Annotated in this window: 15 protein-coding genes and 1 tRNA gene; 13 read left to right on the top strand and 3 right to left on the bottom strand. The window is 64.9% G+C overall.

Features of this window, described 5'->3' with window-relative positions:
• Positions 1 to 22: 22 nt before the first annotated feature.
• From AC1DE3_RS16490 to denD (AC1DE3_RS16460), 7 genes are all read left to right on the top strand, one after another.
• Complete coding sequence (locus tag AC1DE3_RS16490) at positions 23 to 1,855, top strand: IlvD/Edd family dehydratase (RefSeq protein ID WP_476779991.1); 1,833 nt, start codon at positions 23 to 25, stop codon at positions 1,853 to 1,855.
• Between the two features lie 242 nt (positions 1,856 to 2,097).
• Positions 2,098 to 2,937 (top strand): isocitrate lyase/PEP mutase family protein, encoded by an 840-nt coding sequence (locus AC1DE3_RS16485; protein WP_476779990.1) that lies wholly within the window; start codon positions 2,098 to 2,100, stop codon positions 2,935 to 2,937.
• Positions 2,934 to 3,260, top strand: a complete 327-nt coding sequence (locus tag AC1DE3_RS16480) for a hypothetical protein (protein ID WP_476779989.1) — start codon at positions 2,934 to 2,936, stop codon at positions 3,258 to 3,260. Before AC1DE3_RS16485 ends, AC1DE3_RS16480 begins: the two co-directional genes overlap by 4 nt.
• On the top strand, positions 3,257 to 4,387 hold the full coding sequence (locus AC1DE3_RS16475) for a GNAT family N-acetyltransferase (RefSeq protein WP_476852572.1): 1,131 nt from the start codon (positions 3,257 to 3,259) through the stop codon (positions 4,385 to 4,387). Before AC1DE3_RS16480 ends, AC1DE3_RS16475 begins: the two co-directional genes overlap by 4 nt.
• Before the next feature lie 15 nt (positions 4,388 to 4,402).
• Entirely contained in the window at positions 4,403 to 5,149 is a 747-nt protein-coding gene (locus tag AC1DE3_RS16470) for an SDR family oxidoreductase (protein ID WP_441510673.1), read from the top strand.
• A gap of 92 nt (positions 5,150 to 5,241) precedes the next feature.
• Entirely contained in the window at positions 5,242 to 6,228 is a 987-nt protein-coding gene (gene denD, locus AC1DE3_RS16465; RefSeq protein WP_476779988.1) for a D-erythronate dehydrogenase, read from the top strand.
• 41 nt (positions 6,229 to 6,269) lie between these two features.
• On the top strand, positions 6,270 to 7,253 hold the full coding sequence (gene denD, locus AC1DE3_RS16460) for a D-erythronate dehydrogenase (protein WP_476779987.1): 984 nt from the start codon (positions 6,270 to 6,272) through the stop codon (positions 7,251 to 7,253).
• Positions 7,254 to 7,374: 121 nt separating this feature from the next.
• On the opposite strand, the gene AC1DE3_RS16455 is transcribed toward denD (AC1DE3_RS16460), so the two are convergent.
• The 3 genes from AC1DE3_RS16455 to rplU all read right to left on the bottom strand — a co-directional run bounded on the left by AC1DE3_RS16455 (position 7,375) and on the right by rplU (position 9,147).
• The gene (locus AC1DE3_RS16455) at positions 7,375 to 8,067 is read right to left on the bottom strand and encodes a GNAT family N-acetyltransferase (RefSeq protein ID WP_476852571.1); all 693 of its coding nucleotides are present in this window, start codon (positions 8,065 to 8,067) and stop codon (positions 7,375 to 7,377) included.
• Between the two features lie 155 nt (positions 8,068 to 8,222).
• A complete protein-coding gene (gene rpmA, locus AC1DE3_RS16450; RefSeq protein ID WP_038363769.1) occupies positions 8,223 to 8,489 on the bottom strand; it encodes a 50S ribosomal protein L27 in 267 nt (88 codons plus the stop codon).
• Positions 8,490 to 8,658: 169 nt separating this feature from the next.
• Positions 8,659 to 9,147 carry a 50S ribosomal protein L21 gene (gene rplU, locus AC1DE3_RS16445; RefSeq protein ID WP_476779985.1) on the bottom strand — a complete coding sequence of 163 codons (489 nt, stop codon included), beginning with the start codon at positions 9,145 to 9,147 and terminating at the stop codon, positions 8,659 to 8,661.
• A 296-nt stretch (positions 9,148 to 9,443) separates the two neighbouring features.
• On the opposite strand from rplU, the gene AC1DE3_RS16440 reads away from it, so the two are divergent.
• From AC1DE3_RS16440 to AC1DE3_RS16415, 6 genes are all read left to right on the top strand, one after another.
• Positions 9,444 to 9,533, top strand: a tRNA-Ser gene (locus AC1DE3_RS16440).
• Positions 9,534 to 10,084: 551 nt separating this feature from the next.
• The gene (locus AC1DE3_RS16435; protein ID WP_476779984.1) at positions 10,085 to 10,495 is read left to right on the top strand and encodes a hypothetical protein; all 411 of its coding nucleotides are present in this window, start codon (positions 10,085 to 10,087) and stop codon (positions 10,493 to 10,495) included.
• A gap of 19 nt (positions 10,496 to 10,514) precedes the next feature.
• A complete protein-coding gene (locus tag AC1DE3_RS16430; protein WP_476797435.1) occupies positions 10,515 to 11,933 on the top strand; it encodes an arylsulfatase B in 1,419 nt (472 codons plus the stop codon).
• Positions 11,934 to 12,077: 144 nt separating this feature from the next.
• Positions 12,078 to 13,136 (top strand): AraC family transcriptional regulator ligand-binding domain-containing protein, encoded by a 1,059-nt coding sequence (locus tag AC1DE3_RS16425; RefSeq protein WP_476852570.1) that lies wholly within the window; start codon positions 12,078 to 12,080, stop codon positions 13,134 to 13,136.
• A 389-nt stretch (positions 13,137 to 13,525) separates the two neighbouring features.
• Entirely contained in the window at positions 13,526 to 13,942 is a 417-nt protein-coding gene (locus AC1DE3_RS16420; RefSeq protein ID WP_476779981.1) for a RidA family protein, read from the top strand.
• Positions 13,939 to 15,108, top strand: a complete 1,170-nt coding sequence (locus tag AC1DE3_RS16415; protein ID WP_476779980.1) for a pyridoxal phosphate-dependent aminotransferase — start codon at positions 13,939 to 13,941, stop codon at positions 15,106 to 15,108. The genes AC1DE3_RS16420 and AC1DE3_RS16415 overlap by 4 nt, the downstream gene beginning before the upstream one ends.
• Positions 15,109 to 15,154 lie beyond the last annotated feature (46 nt).

Below are 15,154 nucleotides of genomic sequence, written 5' to 3'. Positions count from 1 at the left end.
GTGCCGCGCGAGAGGAAACGAGATGGCCAAGGCACCTGGCAAGACCCCCGGCAAGAAGCCGGTTCGGCGCATCAAGCCCGAGCAGCTGCGCTCCAAGGCGTGGTTCGACAATCCCGCGAATGCGGATATGACCGCGCTCTATATCGAGCGCACCATGAATTTCGGCCTGTCGCGCGACGAGTTGCAGTCCGGCCGGCCGATCATCGGCATCGCCCAGACCGGTTCCGACATCGCCCCGTGCAATCGCCACCATATCGAATTGGCGCACCGCGTCCGCGACGGCATCCGCGAGATGGGTGGCGTGCCCTTCGAGTTCCCGATCCACCCGATCCAGGAAACCTGCAAGCGGCCGACCGCCTCGCTCGACCGCAACCTGCAATATCTCAGCCTCGTCGAGATCCTCTACGGCTACCCGCTCGACGGCGTGGTGCTGACGACGGGCTGCGACAAGACGACCCCGGCGCAGATCATGGCGGCCGCGACGGTCGACATCCCAGCGATCGCACTGCCGGGCGGGCCGATGCTGAACGGCTCCTTCCGCGGCGAGCGGACCGGTTCCGGTACGATCGTCTGGAAGGCGCGCCAGATGATGGCGGCGGGCGAGATCGACTATAAGGGCTTCGTCGAACTCGTCGCCTCCTCGGCGCCGTCGGCCGGCCACTGCAACACCATGGGCACGGCTTCGACGATGAACTCGCTGGCGGAAGCGATGGGCATGACGCTGCCCGGCGCCGCCGCGATCCCCGCGCCCTATCGCGACCGCTACGAGATGGCCTATCTGACGGGCAAGCGCATCGTCGAAATGGTCTGGGAAAACCTGATCCCCTCGAAGATCCTGACGCGCGAGGCCTTCGAAAACACCATCGTCATCAATTCGGCGATCGGCGGCTCGACCAATGCGCCTGTTCACGTCAACGCCATCGCCAAGCATATCGGCGTCGAACTCGACAACGAGGATTGGACCAAGATCGGCTACGAGATCCCGCTGCTGGTCAACCTGCAGCCGGCCGGCGAGTATCTCGGCGAGGATTACTATCGCGCCGGCGGCCTGCCGGCCGTGATCGCGGAGCTGGTGGAGAAGGGCAAGCTGAAGCCCGCCATCACCGCCAACGGCAACACCCTGGAAGAGAACTGCAAGGGTGCCTTCTCCATCGCCCGCGAGGTCATCAAGAGCTATGACGAGCCGATGAAGGCCCAGTCCGGCTTCCTCAACCTCTCCGGCAATCTCTTCGATTCCGCGATCATGAAGACCAGCGTGATCACCCCGGAATTCCGCAAGCGCTATCTGGAGAACCCAAAGGACCCGATGGCCTTCGAGGGCCGCGCCATCGTCTTCGACGGGCCGGAGGACTACCACCACCGCATCGACGATCCCGCGCTCGCCATCGACGAGCATTGCATCCTGTTCATCCGCGGCGTCGGCCCGATCGGATATCCCGGCGCGGCCGAGGTGGTGAACATGCGGCCGCCGGATTACCTGATCAAGAAGGGCGTCACCGCGCTCGCTTGCGTCGGCGACGGGCGCCAGTCCGGCACCTCCGGCTCGCCCTCGATCCTCAACGCCTCGCCGGAGGCGGCGACCGGCGGCGGCCTGGCGCTGCTGAAGACCGGCGACAAGGTCCGTATCGACCTCAAGAAACGCAGCGCCAACATCCTGATCTCGGATGAGGAACTGGCTGAGCGCAAGGCGGCGTTCAAGGCGTCGGGCGGCTATAAATATCCGAAGAGCCAGACCCCCTGGCAGGAGATCCAACGCAAGATCGTTGGCGAGCTCTCCGAGGGCATGGTCCTCAAGCCGGCCGTCAAGTACCAGAAGATCCACAAGAAGTTCGGCATTCCGCGCGACAACCACTGAGCGCGGCGCTCCCTGGCGCGTCATGCTCGGGCCTGTCCCGCGCATCTCGTGCCGAAGAATGCGCCTCTTCCGGCGAGAGATTCTCGGGTCGGCCCTTCGTGCCGCCCGAGAATGACGGCTGCGGCGGCATTCGCCATGCGCAACGGCGCCCGTCCGCCGATGCGCGGCTTCGGGGCTGACAAATGCGTGCGCGCTGGACACTATGCGACCCTCGCATCGGTCTCCATTTGAAACGATTTAAAATGGCACATAGCCCGCAAGTCGAAGCCTTCCGCAAGCTGCACGAGGCTGAGTGCTTCGTGATGCCCAATCCCTGGGATCTCGGTTCGGCGCGCTGGCTGCGCGGACAGGGCTTCAAGGCGCTGGCGACGACGAGCGCCGGCTTCGCCTTCACGCAGGCGCGTGCCGACCAAGACGTACCGCGGGACATGATGCTCGCCCACATCGCCGAGATGGTGAAGGCTGTGCCGGATCTGCCAGTCAATGCCGATTTCGAGAACGGCTATGCCGATACGCCGGACGGCGTCGCCGCCAACGTCAAGCTCTGCGTCGCGACCGGCGTCGCCGGCCTCTCGATCGAGGATGCAACCGGGCGCACGGACGATCCTCTCTATGCCTTCGAGCTTGCGGTCGAGCGGGTCAAGGCCGCGCGCAAGGCAATCGACGACACCGGCTCCGGCGTCGTGCTGACGGCCCGCGCCGAATGCTTCCTGACCGGTCATTCGGAGCCGCTGAAGGAAGCGGTGCGCCGGATCGAAGCCTATGCGGCGGCAGGCGCCGACGTGCTCTATGCCCCCGGGCCGAAGACCGCGGCCGATATCGCCACCATCGTCTCCGCGGCCGGGGGAAAGCCGGTGAACGCGCTGGTCTATGGCGATTTCGGGCTCTCTGTCGCGGATATCGCGGCGGTTGGCGTGCGGCGCATCTCGATCGGCGCCGCCTTGGCAAGGGCAGCATGGGCCGCCTTCATCGAGACGACGCGGCTGATCGCGGAGGAGGGGAGTTTCAAGGGCTTTGCCGGCAACGGCGCTTCGGTGCCGCTCAATCCGTTTTTCACCAAGGATCTCGGGGAGCGCTCATGAGCGGCACGCTCCTGATCGCACCGGAATGGCTCGGGCGTAGCGGGCTCTGGCAGGTCGACGCCAAGGGCAAGCGCAAGGCCGTTGATGCCGAGGATCTCGGCCTGTCCGAGGCGATCGGAGATCGGCTCGAAGCCTGGATGGATGCGTTCGACGCGATCTATGACGAGGATGATCCGGTAGCGTCCGACTTCGCCGATCAGGTCGAGCGCATGGCCTGGGAGGCCGAGGGGCATGCGCTCGCCCATGCCATTGCGGAAGAGCTCGGCTCGGGCTGGAGCGTTCAGCAGGATTTCACGAGCTGGCGGGGGAAGGGACTGTCATGACACTCGACTGGAAGGCGCCGCCATTCCCGCCGGCCAAGGTTCTGGACGGGCAATATTGCCGGCTCGAGCCGCTCGATGTCAGCCGCCATCTCGATGACATCTGGGCTGCCAATGCCGGGCATGACAGCGTCTGGGACTGGTTGCCCGCCACCCCGCCGAAGAGCAAGGACGAATACCGCGCCTTGCTGGATTCGATGGTGGCGAAGGCGGGCATCGTCCCGCTCGCCGTGATCGACAAGGCCGACGGCAAGGCCAAGGGCCATCTCTGGATCATGGAGATCCGGCCCGAGCATGGCGTGTTCGAGGTCGGCTGGATCACCTATTCCCCGGCGCTGCAGCGCACGCGAACGGCGACGGAAGCCATCTATCTCGTCGGCGACTACGGCTTCTCGCTCGGCTATCGCCGCTACGAGTGGAAGTGCAACAACCTCAACGAGCCCTCCAAGCGCGCCGCCCTGCGCTTCGGCTTCCAGTATGAGGGGCTGTTCCGCCAGCACATGGTGGTGAAGGGCGAGAACCGCGACACCGCCTGGTTCTCGATCCTCGATAGCGAGTGGCCGGTGCGCGCTCAGGCCTTCCGTCGCTGGCTGGCGCCGGAGAATTTTGACGGACAGGGCAACCAGAAGCGTTCGCTCGGCGCCTTCAACCAGATCGCCGCACAGGCGGGGGCTGCCGCACTGCGCCGCGCGGGCTATGCCGACATTCCGGCCATCCTCGCCCTCAAGAACGCGGCGTATACTCCAAACGAGAGCATCATCGGCGTTCCCTCGCTGCCGCGCATCGCCGATTACCGGCAGGTCGTCTCCGAGCATGAGGTCTGGCTGGTGGATGGCGAGAATGGCCTCGAGGCCGCCATCGTTCTCGAGGTCGAGCCGCAGGACTTCACGGTCTGGAGCATCGCGGTCGCGCCGGAGGCCGGGGGCCGCAAGCTGGGCGCAGCGCTGATGGCCTTCGCTGACGAGCGGGCGCGGGCGCTCGGCTACGGCTCCGTCCACCTCTACACCCACGCCAAACTGGCCCAGCGCATCGGCTGGTACGAGCGCCTCGGCTTCGCCATCACGCATCATGAGGACATGGCCGACCGGCGGCTGACCCATATGCGCAAGACTATTGCAAAAGCCGGCTAATAAAAGGAAGCGAGCATGGCAGGACGTTTGAAGGGCAAGGTCGCGGTCGTCACCGCCGCGGGGCAGGGGATCGGCCGGGCCATCGCGGAGGCTTTCGTGGCTGAGGGAGCCACCGTCTGGGCGACCGACAAGGATGTCGGCCTGCTCGAAGGCATTCCCAAGGCGAAGAAGCGCAAGCTCGACGTGCTCTCGACCAAGGCGGTCAACGCCTTCGCCGAGAAGGTCGGCCCGATCGACGTTCTCGTGAACGCCGCCGGCTTCGTCCATCACGGCACGGTGCTGAACACCGACGACAAGGCCTGGGACTTCTCCTTCGACCTCAACGTCAAGGCGATGCACCGGACGATCCAGGCGTTCCTGCCGGGCATGCTGGAGAAGCACAACGGCTCGATCATCAACATTGCCTCGGGCGCCGGCTCGGTGCGCGGCATCCCCAATCGCTACGCCTATGGCGCGACCAAGGCGGCGGTGATCGGCCTGACCAAGGCCGTCGCAGCCGACTACATCAAGAAGGGCGTCCGCGCCAACGCGATCTGCCCGGGCACGATCCAGTCGCCCTCGCTCGACCAGCGCATCAAGGACCTCGCTGCTTCCACCGGGACGACCGAGGCCGCCGCCCGGCAGGCTTTCATCGATCGCCAGCCGATGGCCCGCCTCGGCACGGCCGAGGAGATCGCCTGGCTCGCGGTTTATCTCGCCGCCGACGAGTCGAGCTACACCACCGGCCAGATCCATCTGGCGGATGGCGGCTTCGCGCTCTGAGCGCGACTGCGGATGGCGGGCGGTCTTCCGTCCGCCATCGTTCAAGGGCGCGACAAGAAGCGCCCCGGCACGAGAACGGGTAGGGAGCGCCCATGCATGTTCTGATCACGGGGGCGGCCGGCATGGTCGGCCGGAAACTGGCGGAACGTCTGGCGCGCGAGGGAAGTTGCGCCGGCAAGGCGATCAGCAAGCTCACTCTGACAGATGTCGTGCCCGCTTCCTTGCCGCCCGAGCTCGCAGACCGGGCTGCGATCCGCGTTGAGGATTCCGGCGACGCTGCCGTGGCGAAGGAACTCGCCGCCCTGCGGCCGGACCTGATCTTCCATCTTGCCGCGATCATCTCCGGCGAGGCCGAGCGCGATTTCGACAAGGGCTACCGCGTCAATCTCGACGGCATGCGCAATCTGCTGGAAGCGATCCGGCACGAGGGCGGCGCGGCTTACGTGCCGAAGCTCGTCTTCACCAGCTCGAGCGGCATCTTCGGCGCGCCGTTCCCCTCCGTAATCTCCGATGAGTTCCATGTCACGCCGCTGACCAGCTACGGCACGCAGAAGGCCATCGGGGAATTGCTGCTGGCCGACTACACGCGGCGCGGCTTCGTCGAGGGGGTCGGCATCCGCTTCCCCTCGATCGTGGTCCGGCCGGGCAAGCCGAACGCCTCGGCTGGCGGCTTCTTCTCAGCTATCATCCGCGAGCCATTGCAGGGGCAGGAGGCGCTGCTGCCGGTCGGCGACGAAGTGCTCTTCACCCATGCCAGCCCGCGCGCGGCCGTCGGCTTCCTGATCCATGCTTCCGGGCTCTCGCGCGAGCAACTCGGCCCGCGCGTCAACCTGACCATGCCGGGCGTTTGCGTTACGGTCGGCGAGCAGATCGAGGCGCTCAGGCGCGTTGCCGGCGACCGGGCGGTCAAGCTGATCAGGCGCGCGCCCGATCCTGCCTCTTCCGCCATCATCGCCGGCTGGCCGACGCGGTTCGACGCCAAGCGCGCGCTGGCGCTGGGCTTCAAGGCTGAACGCGATTTCGACGAGATCATCCGCGTCCATATCGAGGACGATCTCGACGGCCATCTTCCGAACTGACCGACGCCAACCAATCAGACCCAACCTTCAGGACAGATTCGATGCATATTCTCGTTCTCGGCGGCGCCGGCATGGTCGGACGCAAGTTCATCGAGCGGCTGGCGCGCGACGGCGCGCTCGGCGGCAAGCCGGTGACCCGCGTGACCGCGCAGGATGTCGTCGTCGCCTCACCCCCGCCGGCCGCTCCCTTCGATTTCGAGGCGGTGATCTCCGATCTTTCGATCGAGGGCGAGGCGGAGAGCCTGATCGCGACGCGGCCCGAATTGATCGTCCATCTCGCGGCCATCGTCTCCGGCGAGGCCGAAGCCGATTTCGACAAGGGCTACCGGATCAATCTCGACGGTACGCGCCATCTCTTCGAGGCGATCCGCAAGGCCGGCGGCGGCTACAAGCCGCGCTTGGTCTTCACCTCCTCGATCGCGGTGTTCGGTGCGCCGTTCCACGACAAGATCGAGGACGAGTTCTTCACCACGCCGCTGACCAGCTACGGCACGCAGAAGGCGATCGGCGAGCTCCTGCTCAGCGACTATTCGCGGCGCGGCTTCTTCGATGGCGTCGGTATCCGCTTGCCGACGATCTGCGTGCGCCCCGGCAAGCCCAACAAGGCAGCCTCGGGCTTCTTCTCCAACATCATCCGCGAGCCGCTGAACGGCGAGGAGGCGGTGCTGCCGGTCTCGGATCAGGTGCGCCACTGGCATGCCTCGCCGCGTTCGGCGGTCGGCTTCCTCATCCATGCCGCGACGATGGACACGGCTGCGATCGGCCCGCGCCGGGTGCTGACGATGCCGGGCTATTCCTGCACGGTCGCCGAGCAGATCGAAGCGCTGCGCAAGGTCGCCGGCGATAATGTCGCAGCCCGGATCAAGCGCGTGCCCGATCCGGTGATCGATGGGATCGTCGCGGGCTGGCCGCGCGATTTCAATCCGCAGCGTTCGCTGGCGCTCGGCTTCAAAAGCGAGTCGAGCTTCGAGGAGATCATCCGCGTGCATATCGAAGACGAATTGCACGGCACTTTCGTCAAGTAGCGCGACGTCGCGGCACCGTCATGGTCGGGCTTGTCCCGACCATCCACGTCTTCTTTGCTCCAGGGCTGCGTTCAAGACGTGGATGCTCGCCACAAGGGCGAGCATGACGGCTGCGTGGTCTTCAAGCCGGGCAAGGCTCGGCCTGTTCCTGCTGGCGGCGCGGGGGCATGCCGAGCGTCGGCGCGTGCGCCCGCTCCTCGCCAGTTTCCCGCTCCGGCGCATGCGCCCAGCCGCTGGCACCCCAGCTCTTGAGCGCCGCCCAGGTCGAGCGGTCGAGCCGGAACTGCTCGCAGGGGAACAGCCCGCCGCGCGCCGGCAGCGACTTCAGGAACGAGCCTTCAGGCCGGAAGCCGGACTTCTCCAGCACTCGCCGCGAGGCCGGGTTGATGACGCGGGTATCGGCCTCGATCGCCGGCAGGTCGACCAGCGAGAACAAGGTGTCGATCAGCGCCTGCACCGCTTCGGTGGCGTAGCCCTTGCTCCAGTGCGGCGTGCCGAGCCAGTAGCCGATGAAAGGCACGCCCGAAGCCTGCTTGTGCGCACCGATCATGCCGATGACCTCGTTCGGCTTCGAACGTGGCGTGATCGCCAGCACCAGATGCTCGCCCAGCGCATTGCCCTTGCGCATGGCGAAGATGAAGGGCTCGACCGCCTCGGGCGGGTAGGGGTGTGGGATCGACGCCGTCATCTCCGCCACCGCTTTCTCGCCGGCCTGGCGAAGGATGGCATTGGCATCGGCCATGCGGGGCCAACGCAGCCAGAGACGCCGGGTCTCGAGCCGGAAGACATCGTCGCGGGTCAGTTCGGGGAACATTGTGTCTCTCCGTCGGCGCAAACGAAAAAAGGGAGCTGGGACTTTGGTCCCATCTCCCCTTCGCTGACCTTCGGGAGACCCTCTTCGGGCCATTTACCCCTTGATCCGTTCGGTTCGATGGAACCGGCGGATCGAGAGATTTCCCTATCCGCCTTTTACTCTGCGGCCTCTTGGGCCGGGACTACGTTCACGAAAGCTCGGCCGAGTTTCGTCGTGAATCGGACGCGGCCATTCGTCGTCGCAAAGAGGGTATGGTCTTTGCCCATGCCGACATTGGCGCCGGCATGCCACTTCGTGCCGCGCTGACGAATAATGATGTTGCCGGCAACGACGGCCTGATCGCCGAAGCGCTTCACGCCGAGTCGCTTGCTCTCTGAATCGCGGCCGTTACGCGACGAGCCGCCTGCCTTTTTGTGAGCCATAACGCCCTACCTCAAAACTTGTCGTGTCTCTCTAACCCGAAATGGCGGCGAAAGCCACCCGTCTCGGATACGAAATGCCGGAGCACCATTCTGTCAGGAGCGACAGGCCGAGGCCGAAGCCTGGGCAAATGATGATCCGGCGCGAATGTTGACGCCGGGAAACCCGACCTCAGGCCTCGGACGCCTCGTCCTTGGCCTTCTTGGCAGGGGCCTTCTTGGCCGCAGCCTTCTTCGGCGCGTCGCCTTCCTCGCCGGTCTCGGCCTTGGCGGCCTTCGGAGCAGCCTTCGCCTTGGCGGCAGCCGGCTCGGCGGAGACATCGCCCTTCTTCATCTCCGGCTGCTTGCCGCCGGTGAGGATGTCGGTGATGCGGATGACGGTCAGCTCGGCGCGGAAGCCGCGCTTGCGCTTCGAGTTCTGGCGGCGGCGCTTCTTGAAGGCGATGACCTTCTCGCCACGGGCCTGCTCGACGATCTCACCGGCGACGGTGATCTCGGAAAGGGCCTTGGTGTCGAGCGTGGTCTTCTCACCTTCGGTGAGCATCAGCACGGAGCCGAAGGCGACGGTGTCGCCCGGGTTGCCCTCGATCTTGGCAACGGTGATCTTGTCGTTGGCGGCGACGCGGAACTGCTTCCCGCCGGTCTTGATGACTGCGAACATTTTGTCCTCCATGTTCGGCCCCGTCCTGTCATGGCCTCCGGAAAGGACGCGCATGCGGGACGGCTTTTTGGCAGTCGGTTGCGTGGTCTGGTTTGCTCTTGCCGGCTTGCGACGCATCACGCAGGCCAAAAGAGATCAGGCGCGGGTTTCCCCACGCCGGACGGTGCTCGATAGTCGGGCTCGTGCGTGAGGTCAAGCAAAAGCGGCGGGGAAGAGTGGATTTCTCCTGGCGGAGAGGCTTGCCCCCTGGCGATGGCTTGTGTAGTAACCGCCTCGCTTCGACCGAAGGCGACCGCGGACAGGTGGCAGAGTGGTTGAATGCACCGCACTCGAAATGCGGCATACCTGCAAGGGTATCGGGGGTTCAAATCCCTCCCTGTCCGCCATCATCCCGCCAAGGGATTGATTTTCCAGAGAGACTAGGCAAAGCAAGAGCTTGGCCGTCGGAGGGGTGCGCGCAGGTGGCGCGCAGTGTCGTGCCTCTGAAAGCATACCAAGACCGGCATCTATCGATTCCGCGAGCGTGTCCCGGACTATCTGGAAATTCGTCGGCAATTGGGCCGAGAAGTCGCCGCCCACGGTGGGGGTGATGGGATGTGGCCCAGGCCGCCGCCTGTGGCGCATGGCAGCCCGCACAGGCCTGCGATCGGAACTTGCTCGGGCGCGCGGGCGGCCGTGATGGTGGGTGGCCCTGACTTCACCGGGCCGTCGCGGAGAAGGCGAACACCACCAACGCGAACCAGGGCGCCAGGAAGCGCAACTCTTTGAACTCCGGGAGCCGTGAGGCGCGTCATCTGCCCTGATCGGCAGCTGTCCGTGCCGCATCGTCACGGCGTCGCGCGAAGATGCGTGCCTGGATTTGGCGCGAAATGGCAAGTCGAGCGCGCGGCCGGCGGCTAGGAGTGAGCGCTGATATTCGCATCGTCCGCGTTCTCCGATGACATCACGCAATTCATTCCCTGCGCTCGGGGCTTCTCTTCTGGCTGCAACTCCCTCCCTTCCTCCGCTTCTCGGTCGACTGGCGCAGGCGCAGGCGCAGCCCGCCGCCACGCGCAGGGCTCACCATTGCGCGGTTCGTCATACGCGGCGGCGGACGGTCCATCATCCCCGCACGATGGTGTTAGCCTGCGATTCGGCCCGCTCCGGCAGTACGCCTCCGGTCCTGGGGCTGCGTGGTGGCCGCCGTCACCAACGGTACCGTTATCATCCTGGCGGCGGTCAACCGCATATCCAAGGCCCCTTCGTCCGAACTCTGCAGGTTCTGGTGACGGTCGACTATCGCAACGACAATTTCATCTTCGACGCGCTGCAGCAGGGTTCCGTGCTCGGCGGCAAAGCGCGATTTTGACTTGATGGGAGACCACAATATGTTCCCCTCCGTTCGTTCCGCCTGCTTCACCCTGGCGTTGCTGGCCCCTGCCGCGGCGATGGCGCAATCGGCGCCGAAGCCCAACATCCTCTATATCGTCGCCGACGATCTCGGCTGGAACGACGTCGGCTTCCGCAGCAAGGACCTCGCCACGCCGACGATCGATAAGCTTGCCAGCGACGGCGCGGTGCTCGACCAGTTCTACGTCCAGCCCATGTGCACGCCGACACGCGCGGCGCTGATGACCGGCCGCTATCCGATGCGCTACGGCCTGCAGAGCTTCGTCATCCTGCCCGAGCAGAATTTCGGCATCCCGCTCGACGAAAAGCTGCTGCCGCAGATCCTCAAGGAAGCCGGCTATGACACCGCCATCATCGGAAAATGGCATCTTGGCCATGGCGACACCAAGCTGTGGCCGAAGCAGCGCGGCTTCGACTACCAATACGGCGCCATGATCGGCGAGATCGACTACTTCACGCACAAGGTCCACGGCGTCACCGACTGGTACCGCAACAACAAGAAGCTCGAGGAGCCCGGCTACGTCACCACGCTGCTCGGCAAGGACGCGGTGCGCTATATCGAGAAGCGCGACGCCAAGAAGCCGATGTTCATGTATCTGGCCTTCACCGCGCCGCACACTCCGTTCCAGGCGCCGCAGCAGTATGTCGACCGCTTCAAGTCGATCTCGGACCCGAACCGGCGCACCTATGCGGCGATGATCGCCGCGATGGACGACCAGATCGCCGCCGTGCTCGACGCGCTCAAGAAGAAGGGCATGCGCGAGAACACGCTGGTGATCTTCCACAGCGACAATGGCGGAGTGAAATCGGCTGCCTTTGCCGGGCAGATCGAGACCAAGGGCGATCTGCCCGCCAATAACGGCCCGTTCCGCGAGGGCAAGGGCTCACTCTACGAGGGAGGAACCCGCGCGGCGGCGTTGGTGAACTGGCCGGGGCACGTCAAACCTGGCAAGGTCGACCAGCCTCTCCACGTCGTCGACATGCTGCCGACGCTCGCGAAGCAGGCCGGCGCGGCCGTCACCGGCACCCAGCCGCTCGACGGCAGCGACGTGTGGCAGACCATCAGTCAGGGCGCCCCGTCGCCCCGGAAGGAGATTGTCTACAATATCGAGATGTTTCGGGGCGCAGTCCGCCAGGGAGACTGGAAGCTGTCCTGGCGCGCAACCCTCCCGGCCAAGCTGGAACTCTACGACGTCGCGAAGGATCCCGGCGAGTCAAAGAACCTCGCCGCCGAGAACCCGGCAATGGTTGCAGCGTTGCAGAAGCGCATCGACGACCTCGCCAAGGAGATGAAACCGTCACTGTTCTTTCAGGCGACTTTCAAATCCTATCTCGGCCGCCATGCACCGGCGCCCGTATTCCCCAACGATGATGCCTTCTTTTCTCAAGGAGATTAGCTGAGACGCTCAACTGCGATTCACATGACTAGCGCGTGAATTTCATTTGCATCAGCGGAGTGATTCGTCATGATGGCGGCGACTGCCTTAGCGTAAGGTTTTGGGGCAGGCCCAAATGCGACGACATGGGCAGGGGGGAGCAATATGTCACGCGCTGCGGCCCGTGCCGCCCTGCTCCACATGCTGCCGACCTATCTCACGTCAGCCGGCGTGAACCCTGACGGCATCTTCCGTCAGGTTGGGATGAGCCTGGATGACGTAACCTCGGCGAAAGTGGTTGCGCGATCACAGGTCAATCATGCCCTGGCGCTCTCTGCGCGTTGCCTGGGGGTCGCAGAGATCGGGCTATCTCTCGGCCAGGCTGCCGACCCAGCCAAGCTTGGAGCGATCGGCCAGGCGATGGAACGTGGCGCGACGCCCGAGGCCTGCCTTCAGAACCAGATCAATTTGATGCCCACGATGCAATCGCACGTCTCCATCGCGCTGCTGAAGCGGGACGACGAGATCATCTGGAGCCATCGTCTCGACGGCGACGACGAGTCGGCCTGGCTGCTTCACGAAGGAGCGGCGGCGTTCAATGTCGGTATGCTTCGCTATCTGATAGGCGAGGGCTGGGCGCCCCGGCACGTCAGCTTCCCGCATGCCTGCAAGGGGCGCCGAGCGCCCTACGAAGATCATTTCCAGGCGCCGGTCAGCTTCGGGAACCAGGGCGAAACGCTCATTCACATGAAGCGGGCCGCTCTCTCTACGCCGCTGCACACGAAAGGCTCGATGCTTGGTCGGGCGTCCGCTCCGACAAGTCAGGAACCGATCGGCACCTTCCGGCCGGGCGTGGATGACATCGAGCTCGCGATCGGGCGGATGATCGATGCGTCTCTCGCGCATCGGCCAATGACGTTGCAGATAGCTGCCCGCATCCTGGGGCTGTCGCCGCGCACATTGCAACGCAGACTGGACGATCGCGGAGCACCTTTCGAGAAAATCCTCGACGATCGGCGCCATAAACTCGCGACAACATGGCTCAAGGACAGCCGCACAGGCGTGACGGAACTCGCGATGATGCTCGGCTATTCGGACGCGTCGCATTTCACCCGGGCGTTCCAGCGCTGGGAAGGACAGTCTCCGATGGATTATCGTCGAAGCGGTGCAGCGGACGCTGGCCCAAGCGGGGCACAATATCGTCGTCTGGTGGGTTCGAATTGAACGCGCACGATCGGTCGCCGACTTCGGACGGCCCATTGCTCATATGAGCAACGGTGCGACGGTTTCCATCGCGACGTCCCTTGTCCCGGTCTGTTCCGAGAGAATCAGCGCATCACGTTGACGAGCCGCCGAAGGGTGGACGTCGAGCCTTGCCCTTATCGTTCTCGGAGCGCGCAGTCCGTCCAAGACGACGCCATTCGCCAAGGTGCGCCGCGTCCCGTCCCCGCTCGATCGGCTCTGCAGCTTGACGCCTTTGGTCGCGGTGCGTGCCGGGCCGGCCGCCTGACATTCCGCTTCCGTAAACGCTGCGCTCCCCCCGTTGCATGTCGTTCCGGATATGCTAAAAGCGGAATCGATTATTTGATCAAACGAGCACTCACAGGAAGCCCATGAGCCGGCGAGCGATCTACTCGGGTTCGAAATTTGAGGAGCTGGCCGGCTATTCGCGCGCGCTCGTCGACGGGGATTGGATCTTCGTGTCGGGGACGGCTGGCTATGACCCGGTGAGCGGAGCCTTTCCGGCTTCGGCAGAGGATCAGGCGCGCCGTGCCCTGCAGACCATCGCGGACGCGTTGGCGCAGGCCGATGCGACCCTCGCCGATATCGTGTCAGTGCGCGTCTACCTCGCCGAGCGCGGCGATGTTCTCGCCGTTTCCAAGGTCCTCGGTGAGCAGTTTGTCGATCCGCGGCCGACCAATACGACGATCCTCTGCGGTTTTCCGGTCGAGGAGATCAAGGTCGAGATCGAAGCGGTTGCGCGGCGGACACACGCGAGCGCCATCGCGTCCAAGGAGACCGGACGATGAAACGAGTGGCTCAGCGGATTTCGGGAACGCCGAAGAAATCCTTCGGCATGTACCAGAAGGCGGCGGCGCTGCGCGGTGCAGGCCATGATCTGATTCATCTGGAGCTGGGGCGGCCGGCAGCGGACACGCCGGAGCACATCAAACGGGCCACGATCGACGCCTTGCTCGCCGGTGACGTCCACTACAGCGACTTGCCGGGAACGGCACGGTTGCGGAATGTCCTCGCGGAGAAGCTGCAGGCGCGCAACGGCATCGCAGCCGAGCCCGAGACCGTCCTCGTTACGAACGGGCTGACGCATGCGGCTTTCGCCGTCTTCATGGCGCTGCTCGACCAGGGCGACGAGGTCATCCTGATCGATCCCCATTACCCGCAGCATATCGGCAAGATCGAGCTCGCCGGAGCCAAGCCCGTCTTCGCGGCGCTCGACCCGGCCGATGATTTCAGGCTCGTGCCGGAGCGTATCGAATGCCGGATCACGAGCCGGACGCGCATGATCGTGCTCGTCAATCCGGTAAATCCGACGGGGCGGGTGTTCACGCGGGCGGAGCTCGAGGGGCTCGCGGAACTCGCACGCCGGCACGACCTGCTGGTCTTCGCCGATGAGGTGTATGAGGACATCGTCTATGACGAGGGCGAACATGTCAGCATCGCTTCGCTTCCCGGCATGGCCGAGCGGACCTTCTCGGCCTTCGCCTTCACCAAGTCCTTCGCGATGGATGGCTGGCGCATCGGCTATCTCGCCGCACCGGCCTGGGCCATGGCGGGACTACTCAAGATCACGGCGAACGATGTCACGCATGTGAACACGTTCATCCAGGCCGGCGCCCATGCGGCCATCACCGGACCGGGCGATGTTCTCGCCGCGCTGGTCGAGGAGGATCGCCGCAAACGCGATTTCGTGGTGCAGCGGCTGAACCAAATGCCGGGTGTGCGGTGCGCCCTGCCGCAAGGCGCCATCTATGCGTTTCCCGATATCTCGGGCACCGGCCTGCCATCCCAGCTTCTCGCCGATATGATCCTCGAGCAGGCACATGTCGTCGTCGAGGCCGGCAGTTTCTATGGTGCGGCGGGCGAAGGGCATCTGCGCATCTGCTTCGGCTCGGAAGGCTTTGCGAGGCTGGAAGAGGGCATGGATCGCCTGAGCAGCTTCTTCAATCGGCTGTGATCCCGGCGATGACTGCCAGAAAGCGACCATTCAGCATTCGGGGCGG

It is taken from the genome of Allobosea sp. 10L417 (assembly GCF_056395485.1).
This window is presented reverse-complemented; position numbering and strand designations above follow the sequence as displayed.

Coding starts and splice junctions, on each gene's coding strand:
- AC1DE3_RS16490 (WP_476779991.1), top strand. CDS start 23: ATGGCCAAGGCACCTGGCAAGACCCCCGGCAAGAAGCCGGTTCGGCGC.
- AC1DE3_RS16485 (WP_476779990.1), top strand. CDS start 2,098: ATGGCACATAGCCCGCAAGTCGAAGCCTTCCGCAAGCTGCACGAGGCT.
- AC1DE3_RS16480 (WP_476779989.1), top strand. CDS start 2,934: ATGAGCGGCACGCTCCTGATCGCACCGGAATGGCTCGGGCGTAGCGGG.
- AC1DE3_RS16475 (WP_476852572.1), top strand. CDS start 3,257: ATGACACTCGACTGGAAGGCGCCGCCATTCCCGCCGGCCAAGGTTCTG.
- AC1DE3_RS16470 (WP_441510673.1), top strand. CDS start 4,403: ATGGCAGGACGTTTGAAGGGCAAGGTCGCGGTCGTCACCGCCGCGGGG.
- denD (WP_476779988.1), top strand. CDS start 5,242: ATGCATGTTCTGATCACGGGGGCGGCCGGCATGGTCGGCCGGAAACTG.
- denD (WP_476779987.1), top strand. CDS start 6,270: ATGCATATTCTCGTTCTCGGCGGCGCCGGCATGGTCGGACGCAAGTTC.
- AC1DE3_RS16455 (WP_476852571.1), bottom strand. CDS start 8,067: ATGTTCCCCGAACTGACCCGCGACGATGTCTTCCGGCTCGAGACCCGG.
- rpmA (WP_038363769.1), bottom strand. CDS start 8,489: ATGGCTCACAAAAAGGCAGGCGGCTCGTCGCGTAACGGCCGCGATTCA.
- rplU (WP_476779985.1), bottom strand. CDS start 9,147: ATGTTCGCAGTCATCAAGACCGGCGGGAAGCAGTTCCGCGTCGCCGCC.
- AC1DE3_RS16435 (WP_476779984.1), top strand. CDS start 10,085: ATGACATCACGCAATTCATTCCCTGCGCTCGGGGCTTCTCTTCTGGCT.
- AC1DE3_RS16430 (WP_476797435.1), top strand. CDS start 10,515: ATGTTCCCCTCCGTTCGTTCCGCCTGCTTCACCCTGGCGTTGCTGGCC.
- AC1DE3_RS16425 (WP_476852570.1), top strand. CDS start 12,078: ATGTCACGCGCTGCGGCCCGTGCCGCCCTGCTCCACATGCTGCCGACC.
- AC1DE3_RS16420 (WP_476779981.1), top strand. CDS start 13,526: ATGAGCCGGCGAGCGATCTACTCGGGTTCGAAATTTGAGGAGCTGGCC.
- AC1DE3_RS16415 (WP_476779980.1), top strand. CDS start 13,939: ATGAAACGAGTGGCTCAGCGGATTTCGGGAACGCCGAAGAAATCCTTC.